We start from the raw sequence: 18,996 nt of genomic DNA, 5'->3' as shown, positions 1-18,996 counted from the left end.
GGTCACAGCGAGAGCGTCGTCGGGTAACCGGCGTTGTCGTTGTCGATGCCGGGTGAGGCCGCTGAGCGCTCCGGTGCGGAGGTCGATGCGTCTCGAGGAGCGTCGATCGGCTGCAGGAGTCCGAACAGTGCGCCGAGCGGGTCACGCAACAGGATCGACCGGCCGAGGGGGAGATCGGTGATGTCCGATTCGCGGCGACCGCCCAGTGATTCCGCCTGTAGCACAGCCGATTCCAGGTCGTCGGCACGGAAATAGACCCGCCAGTACGGGTCGACGTCGGCGGCGACGGCGCCGGCGAACGGTCCGGCGTCGGGTCGGGTGAAGACCCGGTAAGGGCTCTCCTCCGTGCCCAAACCGCTTGGAATGCAGTCGAAGAGTTCGCAGTAGAACGCCGCGACTGCCGCTGTATGTGGTGTCACCAATTCGAACCAGATAGGTGTGTTGTCGCCGCCGGCGGCGAAGCCGGGGAGCGTCCCTGGCTCCCACAGGCTGAACGATGCCCCGGACGGATCGCGAATGGAGACGACTTGTGCCAGGCCGTCACCGTATTCGCCTGGTCCCCAAACTACTTCGCCATCACTGGGTGGATGTAGTGCCAGGTCGGCCAAGCTGTCGATGGCAAAGTACGGATGCCAGAACGAAGGGAAACCGACCAGATCACTGTCGATTTCGGCGATACCGCACACCGGTAGCCCGCCGGCCAACGCGATCGAATCGTCGTCGGCGGTGAACGTCCATCCGAACAGCGCGCCGTAGAACGCGCGTGCCCGAGTTCCGGACAGCGATGTGTGGTCAACCCAGCGGGGATACCCGCGTGTTGTGCTCATGCTCACGTGCTCCGTGTCGTGACGGAGTCGTTCTTAGCCGCAGCCGAAGCAGCATCCGCGTAGTCGGCGACTGGGGCGGCGACGCCGGGGTCGGCGGTGGTCGACGATGTCGATGCCGGAAACAGGTTGGGCTGCGGTGGGCTCCACGGATCGGTACTGATGTGCGGGCCGTCGGGCGGTGAGGTGTAGGGCCCCGTGTCGATATCGGGCTTGCCACCCGGATAGGGGTCGGATTGGACATCGGGCCCGGGTATCTGCGGGACAGGGTCGGAGCGATAGGTGCTGTCCCAGTCGTCCCAGCGTGCGACACCGTCATCGACGCCGGTGCTTTCGGGTACCGCAGTGCCATCGACAGTGCGTGTCAATGCATTTCCCACACCCGCACCGACCTCCGATGCGGGATTCCACGTCACGATCCGAGACACCCCGTCGCCGCCGAAACCGCCGCCGAATCCCTTGGTGAGGGGGGCGCCGACCGGCGAGAGGATGAGACTGGCGACCCCGCTGGTGACTCCGGCCGCGATGATGTCGTCGACATCGAAGTCCTCGCCGGTGATCCGATTGCGAATCAGCTGATCTTGGAACTCCCGACCCACACCAATGGCGGTATCGACACCGACCGTCAGCCCGATACCACGTGCGTTGCGAGCCGCGGTTTTTCCAGCCTGCTTGGCGGCACTCTTCAGGAGTTCTTTGATCGCGCGTTTGCGGACGGCATTGATAATGGCGCGTTTGGCCGCCTGCAACGCAATTCGCATCGCGACACGAGCGATGGCGACGCGTGCGGCGATCGCCGCGGGTCCCGCGGCATTGCCGAAAAACATTGAGAACGCGACTGCCGCGACGTAGATGGTCACTTCGATCAGCTCGGCGATGTAGATGATCTTCAGCGCGAGTACCTCGTTGGAGGTGCTCGATGCGGCTTCGGCGAGTGACTCGGCGTCTTTGACCAGTTCTTCGAGTGACTTGTCACCCTCGAAGAAGCTGCTCAAGTGGTCATGGAAGGCGTCGCGGGTCTGCCCCGATTCGAGGGAACCCAGCAACCCCTGTGTGACGGTCTGAAGTTCGTTGCCGATCGAGACGACGGCAGTCCCGAAGGTCTGCCAATCGTCGGAGACCCGGTCGAGTGCCGTTTCGTCGCCCTCGGGCCAGTTCATGCCAACCCAGGACAGTGCCTCGGTCAGTCCGCCCGGAAGCTCGATGCCCACCGCCGATCACCGCCCGCCGAAGATATTTGTGGTGGTGGTCTCGGTCGTCGCGAAACCGTCCGCCGTCGACTCCACGAGATCACCGCTGGTAGTGAGTCGATCAGCGTGCACATCGGCGTTGGCCAACGCGGTCGCGGCGTTCGGGCCGTAGCCTTCTTCGAATCCCTGCCCTGTGTCGTCGGTTCCCCAGCATTTCCCCTCGGACTCGAGGCTGCTCGTCAGTGTGGTCGTGGCCTGCTCCAGGCGTCCGGCAAGGTTGTAGAACTTCTTCGCGTAGCCCCGAAACGTCTCGAGGTCAACCTTCAACTCGTTCGACACAGCTCAATCCCCCGTAGATGGTCGTTTGGTCACCAGGCTCGGTCCTGAAATGACGACCTTTGCGCTGCGGGCTCCTCGACGTTCTCGAAGTACTCGTCACCCGTGGTCGTCGGCGACGGTGAGGAATTCGGCGGCTGCGCCATGGACGCCAGGATGTCATCCACCTTGGGTAAACCCTCGAACAAATCCGACGCCAGGGGCATCTTCTCCCGACCCTCGTTGATCGGTTGCCACACCGCGGCCATCCGACGGTCGACGTCGGCGGCCGCCTCCCGCGCGGTCGCGGCGATCGCCGAGCCGAGGTCTCGACCGGTCACCTGGGTGAGCGCATCCTCGTCGATGAGAACGTCGGTGACGATGCCCCGCGCGTTCACCGAGACGGTGATCCGGCCATCGAGCCCGGTCGCGGTTGCGGTCAGCGTCGCGGCCAGCTGCTGCGCGTCGGAAATCTGGCCGACCAGCGCGTTCAGATCCCCCATCAATGCATCGACATCGTCTGAATTACGCGGAAACTCCACCCCGACCCCCTCGGCGTCTGATTTGTCCGGAATAGGCTACCAGTGGATTACCCGCGATCAGTGTCCGACTCCTTACCTCCACTAAACTCTTCTGGTGCCTCGCCTCCTCGCCGATACCGCGCCGCTGCGGAACGCTCACTTCCGGCGGCTGTGGATCGCGAACATCGTCACCGTCATCGGCGCGCAGCTCACCGTCGTCGCGGTGCCGGCACAGATCTACGAGATCACCGGCAGCTCGGCCTACGTCGGCCTCACCGGCATCTTCGGGCTGGTACCGCTGATCGTGTTCGGTCTGTGGGGTGGCGCACTGGCCGACGTGCTCGACCGTCGAATCCTGTTGATCATCACCACCGTCGGGATGATCGTGTGCAGCGGCCTGTTCTGGGCGCAATCCGCCTACGGAGTCCAGAATGTCTGGATTATCCTGGTGCTCTTCGCGATTCAGCAGGCGTTCTTCGCGGTCAACCAACCGACCCGCAGCGCGATCCTGCCGCGATTACTGCCCGACCGCGAACTGCCTGCAGCACTCTCGTTGAGCTACACCGTGATGCAGGCCGGCGCCATCGCCGGACCGCTCGTCGGCGGCGCCCTGATCCCGGTGCTCGGCTACTCGCTGCTCTACTTCGTCGACACCATCTTCCTGTTCCCGACGCTGTTCGCCGTGGTGCTGCTGCCGGCGCTCAAGCCGGAGGGCGAGGATGCACCGACGACGGCGGGCCTGCGATCGGTGATCGATGGCCTGAAGTATCTGTCCAAACACAAGATCCTGCTGGCGTCGTTCCTCGTCGACCTGATCGCGATGATCTTCGGTATGCCGCGCGCGCTGTTCCCGCAGATGGCACACGAGAACTTCGGCGGACCCTCGTCCGGCGGCATCGCGTTCGCCCTGTTGTTCGTCGCGTTGTCGGCCGGCGCGGTGGTCGGCGGTGTCTTCTCCGGATGGGTCAGTCACGTTCAGCGCCAAGGCCTCGCGGTGATCGTCTGCGTCCTCATCTGGGGAGTTGCCATCGCCGGCATGGGCATCGCGGTCGGCCTCGCCGGCGGCACGACATTCCCGATGCTGCCGGTGGCGTTGGCTCTGCTGATGATCGCCGGAGCCGCCGACATGGCGTCGGCGTCGTTCCGACAGTCGATTCTGTTGGCCGCTTCCACCGACGACGTGCGGGGCCGGTTGCAGGGCGTGTTCACCGTGGTGGTCGCCGGCGGTCCGCGCATTGCCGACGTGGTTCACGGTGCGGCGGCCGCGTCGATCGGCGTCGCCGTGACGACCACGGCCGGAGGAGTGCTCTCGGTCATCTTCACCATCGTTGCGGCCCTGGCCATTCCGTCGTTCGTCGCCTATCGGGTGGGGCAGAAGGCCTGATACGCGTATCGCCTGATCAGCGAGTACGCCGTTTCGGTGCGACCATGGGTCGCATGACCGCCACAGTCGACAACCAGGCGGGCACCTTCGCCGTGCCCATCATCGACATCACGCCCTACACCGCGCACGGTGATCCGGCGGATCGGGCAGTGGTGGCCACCGCGATCGACGACGCGGCCAGCACGGTCGGCTTCATGCAGATCGTCGGCCATGAGATCCCGCCCGCGGTCATCGACGAGTTCACCGCAGTGATGGACGATTTCTTCGCCCTGCCACTCGAGGCGAAGAAGGCATATCGGACACCGCCGGAGATCAATCGGGGTTATGCGCCACCGAAATCCGAGTCGCTCTCGCTGAGTCTCGGGGTGGAATCGGCGAATCGGATGAACGACTTCTTCGAGGCGTTCAACGTCGGCGTGGAATCGACCGCTCATCCTGAACTCGAGCTGCCCGCAGACCAATACGCCGCCAACACCTGGCCGAGCGTGGATCACTTCCAGGCGGCCGTGTCCGCCTACTTCGCCGAGGCCTCCCGTGTCGCGCACACCCTGACGCGGATCTTCGCCGACGCCCTCGACCTGCCGGCGGACTTCTTCGACGGCTACACCGACCATTCGCTCGATGTGCTGCGGATGAACAACTATGCGCTGCCGCCCGGCGAGATCGAGATCGACGGCGAACTGACCGGCATGGGTGAACACACCGACTACGGCATCGTCACCGTCCTGTGGGCCGACCAGGTCAATGGCCTGCAGGTGCTCGACCACCACGGCGTCTGGCACGACGTCGCACCCGCCGACGGTGCGCTGCTGATCAACCTCGGTGACCTGATGGCGCGGTGGACCAACGAACGCTGGATGTCCACGCTGCATCGGGTGAAGCCGCCCATCGTCGACGGCACGATCGAACGACGACGCTCGGCCGCGTTCTTCCACGACGGCAACATTGACGCGACGATCACCACCTTGCCGTCGTGTGTCGGTGCCGGCAGTCGCTATTCCCCGATCACCGTCGGTGAACACATCGGCGCCAAGCTGGCGGGTTCGCGTGCGGGACAGATCAATCCGTATGCGCGGCGGGAGGCGCAACGTGTGCGGCAGGCGATGGTGCGGGGGTTCGGGCAGCAGTAGGGAGGGTCAGCGGGGATCCCCTCAGTCCCCGCTGACCCGACCCGGATAGGTGGCGCGTCGTGCGGCGTGCACCGGGCAGTAATGCATGGGGTTGTCGCGCTCGGACTGCGGCGGGAGGTTCCGCGCCGGCGTCTCGACGAACGGCGCGTCGACCGGTACCCGACCGGCCACCCGATCCCACGCATCCCGCGGACGAGGATGACGCAGAAAACGCTTGGGCAGCAAGCGATGCATCACCAGGTTCACCCCGCGGCCCAACAGGCGGAAGCGGCGCTCATCCTGCTCGCTCCACGGCAGGCCGAGGATCTCGCGGACCGGTTCGTCGTAGAAACCGGTGGTGAGCCACAGGAAGAACCGCTCGTTCGGCTTGGCCATGTACCGGAACCAGAACTTCTCCGGAATGAACGACAGGAACGGCGGCGGTGGCAGTTTGCCGATGTCGAGCACCGCGCGCACCGCGGGATGATCACGAAGGACATTGCGGCACATGTGGTCCCAATACTCGAGGAAATCCTCGTAGGTGTCGGGCACCGGGCGCATCGAGACGCCGTAGGAGGCATACCAGGCCTTGGACTCCTCGAAGAGCTGACGCTTCTGGTCCTCGGTCAGCCACGGTCCGAACCGCTCGCAGAGCCGCACGTTGCCGTACCAGAAGGTGGCGTGCGCCCAGTAGAAGACATCCGGGTCCAACGCGTGGTAGCGGGAGCCGTCGTCCATGCGGCCCTTGATGTCGCGGTGATAATCGCGCACCTCGTGGCCGGTGGCGGTGCCGGTGGAGATGGTGTCGAAGACGACGCCGCTGATCGGGTATAGCGAACGCATCAACCGCTGCCAGCGCTCGCCGAAGAAGTCGGAGTGTTCCCACACCGCCGCGCCGAGCTTGGGATGCATGTTCTGCATCGACCCGGCCCACAGGCCCTGGAACATGCCGGTCCAGGTGCCCCAGATCTGCCAGGTGAGCGAGTCCGGACCAAGCGGTGCGTAGTCCTCTGGACGGGCGGTCGGGGTGGGGTCGGCAATCTCAGAGTCCGTGGCCGGGGAGTCGCTCAGCACCTCAGTCATGAGACGGAAGTTTAGTTTCGTCTCAACCGAGTGTCAAAGCGTCGCGCGTCGAAGCCGTCAGCGCGGACGCAGACGCACCCGGGACCCCGCCACGAGCTGTCCGGCGCGATCCAACGACTCCGGCGTCAGGACCGCCACCACCGGATATCCGCCGGTCACCGGATGATCGGCGAGGAACAGCACCGGTCGGCCGCTGGGCGGGATCTGGATGGCCCCGTGCGGCATGCCCTCCGACGCGAGCTCGTCGACGTCGTCGCGATGCACCACCAGCGCCTCCGATGCGTCGTCGGGCCGGTCCAGGCGGACACCGACCCGGTTGCTGTCCGGGCTGACCTCCCACAGTCCGCGCAGCAGGTCGTCGGCGTCGAGTACGTGTGCCCGCCGCGGACCCTCGGTCACCTCGAGGACGACGACGGATTCGGGCGTCGAGTTGATCGGCGCCGAGGTGGCCGCGGGCCAACGGCCGGACTCGCGGCCGATCGGGAGCTCGCGACCGGCGTCCAGGGGCGCCGGTCCGACCCCGGACAGCGTGTCGGTGGATCGGGAACCCAGGATCGGGTCGACGTCGATCCCGCCGCGCACCGCGACATAGTTGCGGAGTCCCCACGTCGGCACGTCCACAGTGAGTTCGGCGTCGTCGGGTAGGCGCACCACCGCGCTCAGTCCGACGGCCGCACCGTTGATGCGGACCGTGGCGTGTGCCCCGGTCACTGCGATCAGGAGTTCGCCGCGGGCTCGAATCTTCAAGCGACCCAGAGTTGCTTCGATGACCGCGGCCGACTCCGGGTTGCCGACGAGGCGGTTGGCGAGGGTCAGAGACCCGCGGTCGGCGCCGCCGGAACGAGGGACGCCGAGGTGGGCGTAGCCCGGCCGGCCGAGATCCTGCAGCGTCGCCAGCGGGCCGGTCTCCACCACCACGAGCGACTTCATCGGTTCGCCTCGTCGACGAACCGGACGAATCGTCCGGGCGCCAGAAGTGCTGGGGGAGTGGACTGTTCATCCCACAGTGGAACGTCGGTGTGCCCGATGAGATGCCATCCGCCGGGGCTCTCCCGTGGGTACACCGCGCTGTAGCCTGCGGCGATGGCGACCGCGCCCGGCGGCACCCGGGTGCGGGATTCCTCCCGCCGGCCGATGTCGGCGAAGGGGTGCTTCGAATCATCTTCGGGCACAAGGTAACCGAATCCCGGCGCGAACCCCATGAACTGCACCCGCCAGCGCGTGGTGCGGTGGATTTCGGCGACCTCGGCGGGATCGATGTCGAGCAGCGCGCCTACGGTCTCCAGGTCGGGGCCGTCGTAGACCACCGCGATGGTGATCTCCTCGGGGTCGGCGGGCTCGGAGTCGGCGGCGGTCGACCGGGCGGTCCGCAGCGCCCGGTGGACGCCGAGGACGTCGATGCCGCGGCCACGTTCGGACTGGACCAGCACGGTGCGTTCGCTGGGGATGATGTCGGTGACATCGTCGAGGGAGCCTGCGTCCATCGCCCGACGAATTGCCGTCGCCGCCGCAAGCGCCGCGGCGGCAGGATGCTCGTCGTCGGCGAAGTCGAGCAGCACCGCGTCGGGTCCGGCGGGCAACTCTCTCATGTGCCCAAACTACCGGTTCGGACCTGGCAGGATGGGCGCGAACGGAGGTGCGATGCGCGAGATCGTGGTGTGTGGTGAGGCTCTGGTCGACGTGGTGTCCGCCACGCCGATCCCGCCCCGGGCCGGGCCGTTGCCTGCGCTGCAGCCGGCGCTGGGCGGTGGGCCGTTCAACGTGGCGATCACGCTGGGTCGTCTGGGCAGCGCCGTCTCGTTCTGCTCGGCGGTGTCGACCGACACCTACGGCGAGGCCATCATGACGGCTCTGCACGCGAGCGGGGTGCGGACATCGCTCGTGCAACGCCGGGCCGAACCCACGTCTCTCGCGTTGGCCACCCTCGGGACCGACGGCGCAGCCCACTACTCCTTCTATGTCGAGGGCACCGCCGATCGCACCGTCACCGACCCCGGTCCGCTCCCATCGACGGTGGGTGCGGCGTGCTTCGGCACGCTGTCGCTCGCGTTGGAACCCGGTGCAGCAGTGTATGAATCGCTGATGCGGCGATGCCGCGACGAAGGTCGGCTGGTGGTTCTCGACCCCAATATCCGGGCCGCCGTCATCGACGATCACGACGCGTATCGCCGTCGTTTCGCGTCCTGGCTCGACGTTGTGGATGTGATCAAACTCTCCGACGAGGACGCCACTTGGCTGGCATCCGGGCCGGCCGGGACGAGTGCCGACGACTGGCTCGCCGCGGGTGTCGTCGCGGTGGTCATCACGGCCGGATCCGAGGGAATAACCGTGCGTTCACCTGCAGGAACGGTCACCTCGCCCGCCCCGCCGACCACCGTCGCCGACACCATCGGCGCGGGGGACAGCGTGCTGGGTGGGTTGATGCGGCAACTCGACCGGCTGGGTGCGCTGTCGCGTCCGGCGGTGGCCGCGTTGACCATCGAGCAATGGCAGTCGATCGCTGATTTCGCAGGTCAGGTGGCTGCGATCACCGTCTCGCGACCCGGCGCGGACCCTCCGTGGGCGAGTGAGGTCGCAAGCGACTAGGTTGTTACCCAGACACAATCCGGATCCGGATCGTGTGCAAGACAACTCTCACCTGAGTAAAGGGGTTCGTGTGTCCGCTGAAACAGTCCCAGCTGACCAGACATCCGATACTGCGTCCGCGACGTTCACCTACCCCGGTGGCCAGCTGGAGCTCCCGATCCTGAAGGCGACCGAGGGCACCGATTCGGTAGCACTGGGGAAATTCCTCGCCGAGACCGATCTGACGACGTTCGACGGCGGCTTCGTCAACACGGCGTCGTGCAAGTCGTCCATCACCTACATCGACGGTGATGCCGGCATCCTGCGCTACCGCGGTATCCCGATCGACCAGCTGGCGGAGAAGTCGACGTTCATCGAGGTCAGCTATCTGCTGATCTACGGCGAACTGCCGACCCCGTCCGAGCTCGAGGTGTTCACCGACAAGATCCGTCGGCACACGCTGCTCCACGAGGACCTCAAGCGGTTCTTCGACGGCTTCCCGCGCAACGCGCACCCCATGCCGGTGCTCTCCAGCGCGGTGAACGCACTCTCGGCGTACTACCAGGACTCGCTCGATCCCAAGGATCCCGAGCAGGTGGAACTCGCGACCATCCGCTTGCTGGCCAAGCTGCCGACGATCGCGGCCTACGCCTTCAAGAAGTCGGCGGGTCAGCCGTTCCTCTATCCGGACAACTCGCTGAGCCTGGTGGAGAACTTCCTGCGGATGACCTTCGGCTTCCCCGCGGAGCCCTACGAGGTCAACCCCGAGGTCGCCAAGGCCCTCGACATGCTGTTCATCCTGCACGCCGACCACGAGCAGAACTGCTCGACGTCGACGGTGCGCCTGGTCGGTTCGTCGCAGGCCAACCTGTTCACCTCGATCTCCGGCGGCATCAACGCGCTCTGGGGTCCGCTGCACGGCGGCGCCAACCAGGCTGTCCTCGAGATGCTCGAGGAGATCAAGCAGTCCGGTGGCGACACCAAGACCTTCATGAACAAGGTCAAGAACAAGGAAGACGGCGTGAAGCTCATGGGCTTCGGGCACCGCGTCTACAAGAACTACGATCCGCGGGCTGCGATCGTCAAGAAGACCGCCGACACGATCCTGGAATCGCTTGGCGTGCAGGATGATCTGCTCGACATCGCGAAGGGACTCGAGGAAGTCGCGCTGCACGACGACTACTTCGTCGAGCGCAAGCTCTACCCGAACGTCGACTTCTACACCGGCGTCATCTACCGCGCTATGGGCTTCCCGACCCGCATGTTCACCGTGCTGTTCGCGCTCGGCCGGCTGCCCGGCTGGATCGCGCACTGGCGGGAAATGCACGAGGACCCGGCGACCAAGATCGGCCGTCCGCGTCAGCTCTACACCGGCTATACCGAACGTGACTACGTTTCTCTCGGAGAGCGCTGACCGAGACACACCGCTTCGTTTCCCACCCGACGACTCAAAGGAGAGTCCGCAATGGCCAACGCTGACAAGCCCGAAGTCGAATTCCAGGACGGGCCGGCACCGACCGAGCTGCAGGTCACGGACCTCGTCGTCGGAGAGGGCGCCGAAGCGCAACGCGGCGGCGTCGTCGACGTGCACTACGTGGGCGTCGAGTACGACACCGGCGAAGAGTTCGACTCGTCGTGGGACCGCGGGCAGTCGGCGAACTTCCCGCTCGACCGGCTGATCCCGGGCTGGCAGGAAGGTATCCCCGGCATGAAGGTCGGCGGACGTCGTCAGCTCACCGTGCCGCCGGAGCTCGCCTACGGACCTGCCGGCGCCGGCCATCGTCTGTCCGGCAAGACGCTGGTGTTCGTCATCGACCTGCTGGGCGTGGGGTAAACGTCCGAGGCAGCTGTTCTCTGGCTCAGGCGCGATCTGCGCCTGAGTGATCTCCCGCCGCTCGTCGAAGCCTCCGCGGCCGGCGACGTGCTGGTGTGTTTCGTCGTCGACCCGCGGCTGGAAAAGTCCTCGGGCGAACGACGATTGAGCTTCCTGTTCGACTCGCTGCGCGAACTCGACGACAAACTGTCGGGTCGGCTGCTGGTCGTACGCGGCCGCCCGGAGACCGAGATCCCGCGGCTCGCCGACGCCGTCGACGCGAGCTCGGTCCATGTGAGCGAAGACTTTTCACCGTTCGGACGACGCCGCGACGCCGCCGTCGCCGAGGCACTCGGCGACGTACCACTGGAGGCGGTCGGCTCCCCGTACCTGGTGTCGCCAGGGCGGGTGACGAAGTCCGACGGCGATCCGTACAAGGTCTTCACCCCGTTCTTCCGGCAGTGGGGTGACCATGGTTGGCGTAAGCCCGCGGCGTCGTCGATCGACAAGCGGAAACTGGTCGACCCCAGCGGTGTCCGCAAGTCCGGGCGTATCCGGGTGCCTGCCGCGCCGACCGGGTTGGCGTTTCCGGCGGGCGAGGACGCGGCGCTCGCACGATGGGCGGAGTTCGTCGACGACGGACTCGCGCGCTATGAGACCGACCGAGACCGACCGGATCGTGACGGGACGTCGATGATGTCGGCGTACCTGAAGTACGGCAACATCCACCCGCGGACACTGGCCGCCGACCTGGGGCGGTCGAAGGGCGCGCAAGCCTACCTGCGGGAGTTGGCCTTTCGCGACTTCTACGCCGATGTGCTGTACAACTGGCCGAAGAGCTTGTGGCACAACTGGAATACCCAGTTCGACGACATCTCCCTGGACACCGGCAAACGCGCCGACGAGCGGTTCGAGGCGTGGAAGGAAGGCCGTACCGGGTTCCCCATCGTCGATGCCGGCATGCGGCAACTGGCCGAGACCGGTTACATGCACAACCGGGTGCGGATGGTGGTGGCGTCGTTCCTGGTGAAGGATCTGCACCTGCCGTGGTGGTGGGGTGCGCAGTGGTTCCTCGACCAACTCGTCGACGGTGACATGGCGTCCAACCAACACGGCTGGCAATGGGCGGCAGGCACGGGAACCGATGCGGCACCATACTTTCGGGTCTTCAATCCGGAATCCCAGGCCAAGAAGTTCGACCCGGACGGCGCCTACGTCGCGCGCTGGATCCCCGAGATCGACTCCGACGACTATCCCGACCCCATCGTCGACCACAAGGCGGAACGGGAAGAGGCGCTGCGGCGGTTTGGCGAGATCTGACGTCTCACCGCGACATCGACAGTGCCTCCGACCATTTCACCCGCGCCCCGGTCCGCAGGATCGAGCGCTGATAGATGCGGGCGGCCATCCACGTGGCGATCGCGCACGCCGCGATCATCAGCGCGAACGTCACGATCACCTGCAGGATGCTGGTGTCGCCGGTCGCGATGCGAATCGGCATGAGCGCGGCGCTGAACGGCGGAATCCAGCTGAGCACACTGATCAGGGTCGAGTCGAGCGCCTGGATGCCGAAGATGCCGCTGTACATCACGGCCATCGCCAGGATGGTCAGCGGCGCCGAACTCGCGTTGAGCTCCTCCTGTCGTGACACCAAAGCGCCGGTGGCGGCGTACAGCGTGGCGAAGAACAGGAAGCCCAGGATGAACCAGGCGAGTACCGCTGCGAACATGCCGATCGCGGCTCCGGGCAGCGTGAGCAACCCGGTGACCTGCCCCGCGATGAATGCAGTTGCGCCCAACAGCAGAACCTGAGCGAGCGCGATGGCACCGATACCGATGATCTTGCCCCACAACAGATGCAGCGGTTTGATGGTTGCGAGCAGCAGCTCCACCACGCGGGACGTCTTCTCTTCCACGACGCCGACGGCGACCATGGTGCCGCCCATCATGATCGCGGTGATCAGCAGGATGGTGCCGACCAGGGCAATCACGATGCGTTGTGCCTCATCGGGTTTGTCCGGTTCGGTCTGTTCGACGGTGATGGTCGCTCGGGGAATCCCGGCCGCGTCCACACCGCGGGCGGCCAGCGACGCGGTCAGCGTTGTTTGGTCGACGGATGCGCGCAGGACGCCGTCGAGGCCGGGATCGAGCCCATCCTTGGTGATCACCGTGTAAGTTGCGGCCGAATCATGTGGTACGACAGCGGCATCGACGCTGCCGTCGGTCACCGCGGTGCGGGCGGCCTCGGCATTCGGCAGGGTGGTTACGCTGATGGCCGTGCCGGTGGCAGAGCCGGCCTGCTCAATGGTGGCCGACAGTGCGGCGTCATCGCCGACGACGCCGACCTTCTCGGGATCGTCGCCACCCTGCAGTGCGGCCAACACGATGGCACCGACGACGATGACCACCATCAGCAACGCCGTGCTGATCACGAAGGACTTCGTCTTGGCGCGGGTGGCGATCTCGCGCCCGGCAACCAGGCGGATCGATTGCAGGGCAGATGTTTCCAGGCTGGATGTACTCATGCGGTGACCACCTCACGGAACAGTTCGGTCAGCGACGGTGTGGACGTCGCAAACCGGTGGACAGGGCCGGCGCGCAGTGCTGCGGCAAGGATCGTCTGGTCGTCGGCGGCGGATGGGTCGAGGGTGAGGACGGTGCGGTCCGGTGCGGGGCCATAGTCGGCGTGGACCACACCGGAGAGACCGTCGGCCCACCGCATCTGCGTGGACGGGCCGACGACCTCGAGAGTGGTACCGCCGCGGGAACGTAACTCCGCGACGCCACCCTGTGCGCGCATCTCGCCGCGCACGACGATGCCCACCCGATCACAGAGTCGCTGCACCAGATCGAGCTGGTGCGACGAGAAGATCACCGGAATGCCCTCGGCTGCTTTCTCTTTGAGTACGTCGCTCATGACGTCGACAGCGACCGGATCGAGACCGGAGAACGGCTCGTCGAGCACGAGTACCCGCGGGTCGTGGATGAGGGCGGCGGCGAGTTGGACACGCTGCTGGTTGCCGAGACTGAGCGCAGCAACATCATCGTCGATGCGTCCGTCGACGCCGAGGCGAGTCGTCCAGCGGCGCATGCTCTCGTCCGCCGCGGTCGCCGACATGCCGTGCAGGCGTGCGAGAAACACCAGTTGCTCACCGACTTTCATCTTCGGGTACAGGCCACGTTCCTCGGGCATGTAGCCGATCTGTCGGCGGGTGTCGAGGTCGATATCGCGTTCGCCGAGACTGACACGTCCGGCATCGGCGGCCAGTACTCCGAGGATGATGCGCATCGTCGTCGACTTGCCTGCGCCGTTGCTCCCGACGAAGCCGAAGATCTCGCCCGGCTCGACATGAAAGGTCATGTCGTGGAGGGCAACCACGTCGCCGTAGCGTTTGTGCAGTCCGTCGATGATCAACCGGTCACTCATGGGCGTCTCCGTTCGCGTTTGGGGTGGCCACGTCCTCCGGATCCGGGTCCGACATCCACCATGCGGTCAACATGGTCGGCAACAGTGTCCCGGCCAGCACCAGGATCACGAGCAGAATCGCTGTGCCGTAGACGGATTGGCCACTGACCTGATCTCGCGTGCTGAGGATGATGAGCACGATATAGGGGATGAACATCAGCGTGTAGAGGGTCGTGAACCCGATGGACCGCGCCGAGTTCCGTTGCGCCAGCTGGATCTCGTCGAGCGCGGGTACGGGTGTGTCGGCCACCGACCCGGTCACGATACGCAGACAGTACTGGCACGCGATGCAGCCGAGCACCGCGATCAGAAACGGAATCCAGAACCAGTAGGTGGAAAAGGCGATGACCGCGGCAACCAGGCCGATGAGCAGATTCGCGATCTGCCACCGTACGAGGCGGCGGTAGCCGCGTCGATTGCGCCACCCGGTCATCTGATGGGCGTGCTTCTGGTTGAAACGCAGGTGTCGTTCGGCGCGCCACTCGTCGTAGCGGCGCCACGCCTTCGGTTGTGCCTCCGTCGGAATGGCCGAGTTGGGGTCCCTCATCGTGCACCTCCGTGGTCGGGTTGGTCGGCGTCACCGTTGCGGCGGTAGAGCTCGGCGGACATGGCACCGAACTCGTTGCGACTGAACACCGCCTCGACCGGCAGATCGAACACCGCGCAGATACGAAATGCCAGGTCCAGGCTGGGGTAGTTGTCGCCCCGCTCGAGCGCACCCACCGACTGGACATTGATGTCCACCTGCTCGGCGAGCTGTGCCCGGGTCATCTTGCGTTCGGCGCGTAGCACGCCGATTCGGTTGTAGATGGGAAGTCTGCCTCCCCGTCGGACAGGACTCACCTAATCAAGTGTTGGGAAAACACAACGTTTTGTCAAGGTTGGCCAAGGAGGTCGACCACATTGCGGGCGGCCTCGCGGCCGGCTCGGTTGGCGCCGATGGTGGAGGCGGACGGGCCGTATCCGAGGAGTTGGATGCGGGGATCGGCGGCGACGGTGGTGGCGAGCCGCCCGGTCATGGTGATACCGCCGCCGGGCGCACGCAGGCGTAGTGGTGCGAGGTGGTCGAGGGAGCTGCGGAAGCCGGTATTCCAGAAGATGACGTCGACGTCGAGGGTGTCGCCTCCAACGTCTCCATCGCCGCCAGAACCGCCGCCGCAGTCCCAGCACACGCCGGTCTCGGTGATGCGGGTGAACATCGGGCGCCACGCGAGGATGCCGTCGTCGCGAGCTGCCTTGATCTCCGGGGTCAGCGCCAGCCCGGTCACCGACACCACCGACGTCGGCGGGAGCCCGGCGCGGACCCGTTCCTCCACCCGGGCGACCGCGCGGCGGCCCTTCTCCGGATCGAACGGGGTGGCATCGAAGACCGGTTCGGTGCGCGAACACCAGAACGTCTGCACGCCGGGCGCACTGCGCGCGATCTCGATGAGCAGCTGCACCGCGGAGATCCCGGCGCCGACCACCAGGACGCGTTGGCCGGCGAACTCCTCAGGGCTGGTGTAGTCGTGGGTGTGCAGTTGGCGGCCGCGGAACTCGCCGATGCCGGGCACGTGCGGGATGAACGGGCGATCCCAGGTGCCGGTCGCGTTGATGATCGTCCGAGAGGTCACCACCTCGCCGGACGAGAGGGTCGAGGCGAAGCCGTCGTCGGAGTGATCCACCGAGCGCACCCGGAAGGGTCGGTGCACGCGCAGGCCGAACTTCTCCTCGTACTTGCCGAAGTACTCCGGGACCGCGGTGGCGGCGGGGAGGCGGTCGCAGTCCATGCCGAGCGCCTCGACGAGCCCGAAGCCGGGCAGGTCGTGGACGCGGTTGGCGGTGGCCAGGGTCAGCGTCGGCCACCGGAACTGCCACGCTCCGCCGGGGCCGGTGGGTTGGTCGAGGAGCTGATACCGCCCGTCGAGTCCGAAACGCTGCAGAAAGTAGGCGGCCGAGAGACCGGCCTGGCCGCCGCCGATGATCAGGACGTCGCTGTCGGAATCGGGGGCATCCACAGTCACCCAGTGTTCCATCTGGGTAGGCTTCGGCACATGATTCACTCGTCTGCAGAAGGTGCAGTGGTCACCATCGAGCTCGATCGCGCCGACAAACGCAATGCGCTCGACGAGGCGATGGTCGAGGGATTGTCGTCGTCCTTCGCCGAGGCGGTCGATGCGGGGGCGCGGGTCATCGTGCTCACCGGCCGGGGGTCGGTGTTCTGTGCGGGCGCGGACCTGTCGGGGCCCGTCTACGACCCGAAGTTCCTCGACACACTCGTCTCCACCCTGCAGCAGATCGAGACGACGCCGGTTCCGGTGATCGCCGCGCTCAACGGATCTGCGCTCGGTGCCGGACTGCAGTTGGCGATGGCCGCCGACCTGCGGGTCATGTCCCCGCATGCATTGGCCGGTATTCCGGCGGCGAAGATCGGCGTGGCCGTCGACGAATGGACGATCCGACGGCTGGTGTCGCTGGTCGGCGCGGGACAGGCCCGGGGCATGCTCATCGGCTGCGATCCGCTGACCGCGGACCGTGCGCATGCGCTCGGTTTCGCCAATCGCATCGGCGACCTCACCGACGCCCAGCACTGGGCGGCAACCATCGCCGAGCTCGCGCCACTGACCCTGCAGCACTACAAACTCGTCCTCAACGGCGACGGCGCCCGCGACGAACCGGCCGCCGACCGCCTGGCCGCGATGATGCGGGCCTGGGAGAGCGACGATCTCGCCGAGGGGCGCGAAGCGCGAGCGCAGAAACGTACACCCAAATTCGTCGGTCGCTGAAGAGAATTCGCCACCCGCAAGTCAATTCGGACATATAGGACACGGGATCTGGTCGGAATGGCCGGGTTTTCCTGCCCGAAACATTTCGATCAATCGACCGAAACTTAATCTCCTTACGTTCTCTCGAGGGCCACATTCCGGCCACGTCCGTGCGAGTTCTGCAAAGCTGCAAGGGGAGAGCAATGTCAAGAGAGTCGATCCGCCGCGAGATCGATGACGTCGGGGACATCGAAAACGCTGAACACAGCATCATCGCGACCGGCGCCCAGGCTGCCGCGGCCCGCGAATCCCTCGAGGATTACACCCTGCGGTTTGCCCCGCGCAGCTACCGCAAGTGGGGGCCGGGCGTTGTCGCCATCTCCGCCCTCGGCGGCATCGCCTACCTCGCCGACTTCGCGATCGGCGCGAACGTCGGTATCGCCAACGGCACCGGTAATGCGTTGTTGGGCATCGGATTCTTCGCCATCGTCATCGTGCTGACCGGCTATCCGCTGGCCTACTACGCCGCGCGCTACAACATCGACCTCGACTTGATCACGCGCGGAAGCGGATTCGGCTACTACGGGTCGGTGCTGACCAACGTCATCTTCGCGTCGTTCACATTCATATTCTTCGCCCTCGAAGGCTCGATCATGGCCCAGGGCCTCAACCTCGGCCTGCACATACCACTGTGGTTGGGCTACCTGTTGTCGTCGGTGCTGATCATCCCGCTGGTCATCTACGGCATGAATACCCTTGCGAAACTTCAGGTCTGGACGACGCCGCTGTGGCTGATCATGATGGTGCTGCCGTTCGCATACCTGGTCATCAAGCATCCGGATGCGATCGGTGACTTCTTCGCCTTCAGCGGCATGGACACCGCCACCGGTGAACCGCTGAACAAGGGCGTGAGCTTCGCCGGCACGATGTTGGCTGCGGGCGTGTGTCTTTCGCTGATCGCGCAGATCGCCGAGCAGATCGACTACCTCCGCTTCATGCCGCCGCGCACCCCGGAGAACAACCGCAAGTGGTGGATCGCCACACTGACCGCCGGCCCCGGCTGGGTGTTCTTCGGTGCCATCAAGCAGGTCGTCGGCCTGTTCCTCGCGGTGTACCTGATCGGGATCTCCGTCGACAATGCCGGCATCGCGAATCAGCCGGTGCACCAGTTCGTGGAGATCTACGAGGACTTCCTGCCGCACTGGCTGGCCTTGACGCTCGCCGTGATCCTGGTGGTGATCAGCCAGATCAAGATCAACGTGACCAACGCCTATTCCGGTTCGCTGGCCTGGACGAACGCCTTCACGCGAGTCACGAAGACCTACCCGGGTCGCCTGGTGTTCCTGTTCTTCAACGTCGCCATCGCCATTGTGCTGATGGAAGCCAACATGTTCAGCTTCCTCAACAACCTGCTGAACTTCTACGCCAACTGCGGTATCGCGTGGGTGGCGGTGGTTGCCTCCGACATCGCGATCAACAAGTACCTGCTGGGAATCTCGCCCAAACAGCCGGAGTTCCGTCGCGGCATGATCTACAACGTCAACCCGGTGGGATTCGGTTCGCTGATCGTCTCCGCCGGTGCGTCGATCCTGGTGTTCTTCCATGTCTTCGGAGACACCATCCAGCCGTACTCGCCGCTGGTGGCTCTCGTTCTGGCGCTGGTCCTTCCGCCCATCCTGGCGATCGCCACCAAGGGCAAGTACTACCTACGACGCACCGACGACGGTATCGACATCCCGATGCACGACGAGCACGGAAACCCCACCGACGCGCGACTCACCTGCTGTGTCACCGGGATCGACTTCGAGCGACCCGACATGATCGCCTCGGCGGTACCCGGCCCGAACGGGGAGAAGCAGTACATCTCGTCGCTCGCGCTCTCGTGCGACAAGTCCGGTGAACACGTGTTGCCGGCGCAGAAGTAGCCCGTAAGCGGTTGTTCCGCTAACGGTTTCGATGGATGGGACCGGACGACTCGAATAG

General features: G+C 65.6%; 20 protein-coding genes. 8 read left to right on the top strand and 12 right to left on the bottom strand.

From position 1 onward, the window contains the following. Positions 1-2 precede the first annotated feature (2 nt). Genes AAFP30_RS18490 through AAFP30_RS18475 form a run of 4 tightly spaced genes read right to left on the bottom strand, consistent with a single transcriptional unit; the run spans position 3 to position 2,832 of the window. Complete coding sequence (locus AAFP30_RS18490; protein WP_419231448.1) at positions 3-827, bottom strand: hypothetical protein; 825 nt, start codon at positions 825-827, stop codon at positions 3-5. Between the two features lie 2 nt (positions 828-829). Then, positions 830-2,035 (bottom strand): hypothetical protein, encoded by a 1,206-nt coding sequence (locus AAFP30_RS18485; RefSeq protein ID WP_419231447.1) that lies wholly within the window; start codon positions 2,033-2,035, stop codon positions 830-832. 6 nt (positions 2,036-2,041) lie between these two features. Next, positions 2,042-2,353 (bottom strand): WXG100 family type VII secretion target, encoded by a 312-nt coding sequence (locus AAFP30_RS18480; RefSeq protein ID WP_419231446.1) that lies wholly within the window; start codon positions 2,351-2,353, stop codon positions 2,042-2,044. A 29-nt stretch (positions 2,354-2,382) separates the two neighbouring features. Then, complete coding sequence (locus AAFP30_RS18475; protein WP_419231445.1) at positions 2,383-2,832, bottom strand: YbaB/EbfC family nucleoid-associated protein; 450 nt, start codon at positions 2,830-2,832, stop codon at positions 2,383-2,385. A gap of 133 nt (positions 2,833-2,965) precedes the next feature. Here AAFP30_RS18475 and AAFP30_RS18470 point away from each other — a divergent pair, with 133 nt between their 5' ends. After that, on the top strand, positions 2,966-4,234 hold the full coding sequence (locus tag AAFP30_RS18470) for an MFS transporter (protein ID WP_419231444.1): 1,269 nt from the start codon (positions 2,966-2,968) through the stop codon (positions 4,232-4,234). Between the two features lie 44 nt (positions 4,235-4,278). Then, a complete protein-coding gene (locus AAFP30_RS18465; protein WP_419231443.1) occupies positions 4,279-5,364 on the top strand; it encodes an isopenicillin N synthase family dioxygenase in 1,086 nt (361 codons plus the stop codon). A 21-nt stretch (positions 5,365-5,385) separates the two neighbouring features. Here the strand turns inward: AAFP30_RS18465 and AAFP30_RS18460 are convergent, their stop codons facing one another. From AAFP30_RS18460 to AAFP30_RS18450, 3 genes are read right to left on the bottom strand one after another with little or no spacing between them, the layout of a single operon-like run. Further along, positions 5,386-6,426: an oxygenase MpaB family protein gene (locus AAFP30_RS18460; RefSeq protein WP_419231442.1), complete on the bottom strand. Its 1,041-nt coding sequence runs from the start codon at positions 6,424-6,426 to the stop codon at positions 5,386-5,388. A 57-nt stretch (positions 6,427-6,483) separates the two neighbouring features. Beyond that, positions 6,484-7,356, bottom strand: coding sequence for a biotin-dependent carboxyltransferase family protein (locus AAFP30_RS18455; RefSeq protein WP_419231441.1), 873 nt, complete (start codon positions 7,354-7,356; stop codon positions 6,484-6,486). Further along, a complete protein-coding gene (locus AAFP30_RS18450; RefSeq protein ID WP_419231440.1) occupies positions 7,353-8,015 on the bottom strand; it encodes a 5-oxoprolinase subunit B family protein in 663 nt (220 codons plus the stop codon). Before AAFP30_RS18450 ends, AAFP30_RS18455 begins: the two co-directional genes overlap by 4 nt. Before the next feature lie 52 nt (positions 8,016-8,067). Here AAFP30_RS18450 and AAFP30_RS18445 point away from each other — a divergent pair, with 52 nt between their 5' ends. From AAFP30_RS18445 to AAFP30_RS18430, 4 genes are all read left to right on the top strand, one after another. Beyond that, complete coding sequence (locus AAFP30_RS18445) at positions 8,068-9,012, top strand: carbohydrate kinase family protein (protein WP_419231439.1); 945 nt, start codon at positions 8,068-8,070, stop codon at positions 9,010-9,012. Positions 9,013-9,082: 70 nt separating this feature from the next. Further along, entirely contained in the window at positions 9,083-10,405 is a 1,323-nt protein-coding gene (locus tag AAFP30_RS18440) for a citrate synthase (protein WP_419231438.1), read from the top strand. A 51-nt stretch (positions 10,406-10,456) separates the two neighbouring features. After that, positions 10,457-10,825: an FKBP-type peptidyl-prolyl cis-trans isomerase gene (locus tag AAFP30_RS18435; protein WP_419231437.1), complete on the top strand. Its 369-nt coding sequence runs from the start codon at positions 10,457-10,459 to the stop codon at positions 10,823-10,825. A 36-nt stretch (positions 10,826-10,861) separates the two neighbouring features. Continuing rightward, complete coding sequence (locus AAFP30_RS18430; protein WP_419231615.1) at positions 10,862-12,124, top strand: cryptochrome/photolyase family protein; 1,263 nt, start codon at positions 10,862-10,864, stop codon at positions 12,122-12,124. Positions 12,125-12,128: 4 nt separating this feature from the next. Here AAFP30_RS18430 and AAFP30_RS18425 read toward each other — a convergent pair whose 3' ends face one another. Genes AAFP30_RS18425 through AAFP30_RS18405 form a run of 5 tightly spaced genes read right to left on the bottom strand, consistent with a single transcriptional unit; the run spans position 12,129 to position 16,284 of the window. Then, positions 12,129-13,328 carry an ABC transporter permease gene (locus AAFP30_RS18425; protein ID WP_419231436.1) on the bottom strand — a complete coding sequence of 400 codons (1,200 nt, stop codon included), beginning with the start codon at positions 13,326-13,328 and terminating at the stop codon, positions 12,129-12,131. Then, positions 13,325-14,230 (bottom strand): ABC transporter ATP-binding protein, encoded by a 906-nt coding sequence (locus AAFP30_RS18420; RefSeq protein WP_419231435.1) that lies wholly within the window; start codon positions 14,228-14,230, stop codon positions 13,325-13,327. Before AAFP30_RS18420 ends, AAFP30_RS18425 begins: the two co-directional genes overlap by 4 nt. Then, the gene (locus tag AAFP30_RS18415; protein WP_419231434.1) at positions 14,223-14,816 is read right to left on the bottom strand and encodes a hypothetical protein; all 594 of its coding nucleotides are present in this window, start codon (positions 14,814-14,816) and stop codon (positions 14,223-14,225) included. The genes AAFP30_RS18420 and AAFP30_RS18415 overlap by 8 nt, the downstream gene beginning before the upstream one ends. Further along, a complete protein-coding gene (locus AAFP30_RS18410; protein ID WP_419231433.1) occupies positions 14,813-15,112 on the bottom strand; it encodes a helix-turn-helix transcriptional regulator in 300 nt (99 codons plus the stop codon). Before AAFP30_RS18410 ends, AAFP30_RS18415 begins: the two co-directional genes overlap by 4 nt. A 32-nt stretch (positions 15,113-15,144) precedes the next feature. Further along, positions 15,145-16,284, bottom strand: a complete 1,140-nt coding sequence (locus AAFP30_RS18405; RefSeq protein WP_419231432.1) for an NAD(P)-binding domain-containing protein — start codon at positions 16,282-16,284, stop codon at positions 15,145-15,147. Between the two features lie 18 nt (positions 16,285-16,302). On the opposite strand from AAFP30_RS18405, the gene AAFP30_RS18400 reads away from it, so the two are divergent. Then, positions 16,303-17,034, top strand: a complete 732-nt coding sequence (locus tag AAFP30_RS18400) for an enoyl-CoA hydratase (RefSeq protein WP_419231431.1) — start codon at positions 16,303-16,305, stop codon at positions 17,032-17,034. A gap of 182 nt (positions 17,035-17,216) precedes the next feature. Next, entirely contained in the window at positions 17,217-18,938 is a 1,722-nt protein-coding gene (locus AAFP30_RS18395; protein WP_419231430.1) for a purine-cytosine permease family protein, read from the top strand. The last annotated feature ends 58 nt before the right edge of the window (positions 18,939-18,996 follow it).

The organism is Gordonia sp. CPCC 205515, from assembly GCF_048537925.1.
In the GTDB taxonomy this organism is placed as follows: domain Bacteria; phylum Actinomycetota; class Actinomycetes; order Mycobacteriales; family Mycobacteriaceae; genus Gordonia.
The sequence above is the reverse complement of the archived record's forward strand: the minus strand, read 5'-3'. Positions and strand labels throughout refer to the sequence as shown.

Bases quoted from the DNA above. Each gene is read 5' to 3' on its own strand.
- AAFP30_RS18420 (WP_419231435.1), bottom strand. From the start codon at position 14,230: ATGAGTGACCGGTTGATCATCGACGGACTGCACAAACGCTACGGCGAC.
- AAFP30_RS18475 (WP_419231445.1), bottom strand. From the start codon at position 2,832: ATGGGGGATCTGAACGCGCTGGTCGGCCAGATTTCCGACGCGCAGCAG.
- AAFP30_RS18490 (WP_419231448.1), bottom strand. From the start codon at position 827: ATGAGCACAACACGCGGGTATCCCCGCTGGGTTGACCACACATCGCTG.
- AAFP30_RS18400 (WP_419231431.1), top strand. From the start codon at position 16,303: ATGATTCACTCGTCTGCAGAAGGTGCAGTGGTCACCATCGAGCTCGAT.
- AAFP30_RS18405 (WP_419231432.1), bottom strand. From the start codon at position 16,284: ATGGAACACTGGGTGACTGTGGATGCCCCCGATTCCGACAGCGACGTC.
- AAFP30_RS18450 (WP_419231440.1), bottom strand. From the start codon at position 8,015: ATGAGAGAGTTGCCCGCCGGACCCGACGCGGTGCTGCTCGACTTCGCC.
- AAFP30_RS18445 (WP_419231439.1), top strand. From the start codon at position 8,068: ATGCGCGAGATCGTGGTGTGTGGTGAGGCTCTGGTCGACGTGGTGTCC.
- AAFP30_RS18395 (WP_419231430.1), top strand. From the start codon at position 17,217: ATGTCAAGAGAGTCGATCCGCCGCGAGATCGATGACGTCGGGGACATC.
- AAFP30_RS18435 (WP_419231437.1), top strand. From the start codon at position 10,457: ATGGCCAACGCTGACAAGCCCGAAGTCGAATTCCAGGACGGGCCGGCA.
- AAFP30_RS18415 (WP_419231434.1), bottom strand. From the start codon at position 14,816: ATGAGGGACCCCAACTCGGCCATTCCGACGGAGGCACAACCGAAGGCG.
- AAFP30_RS18465 (WP_419231443.1), top strand. From the start codon at position 4,279: ATGGGTCGCATGACCGCCACAGTCGACAACCAGGCGGGCACCTTCGCC.
- AAFP30_RS18425 (WP_419231436.1), bottom strand. From the start codon at position 13,328: ATGAGTACATCCAGCCTGGAAACATCTGCCCTGCAATCGATCCGCCTG.
- AAFP30_RS18460 (WP_419231442.1), bottom strand. From the start codon at position 6,426: ATGACTGAGGTGCTGAGCGACTCCCCGGCCACGGACTCTGAGATTGCC.
- AAFP30_RS18455 (WP_419231441.1), bottom strand. From the start codon at position 7,356: ATGAAGTCGCTCGTGGTGGTGGAGACCGGCCCGCTGGCGACGCTGCAG.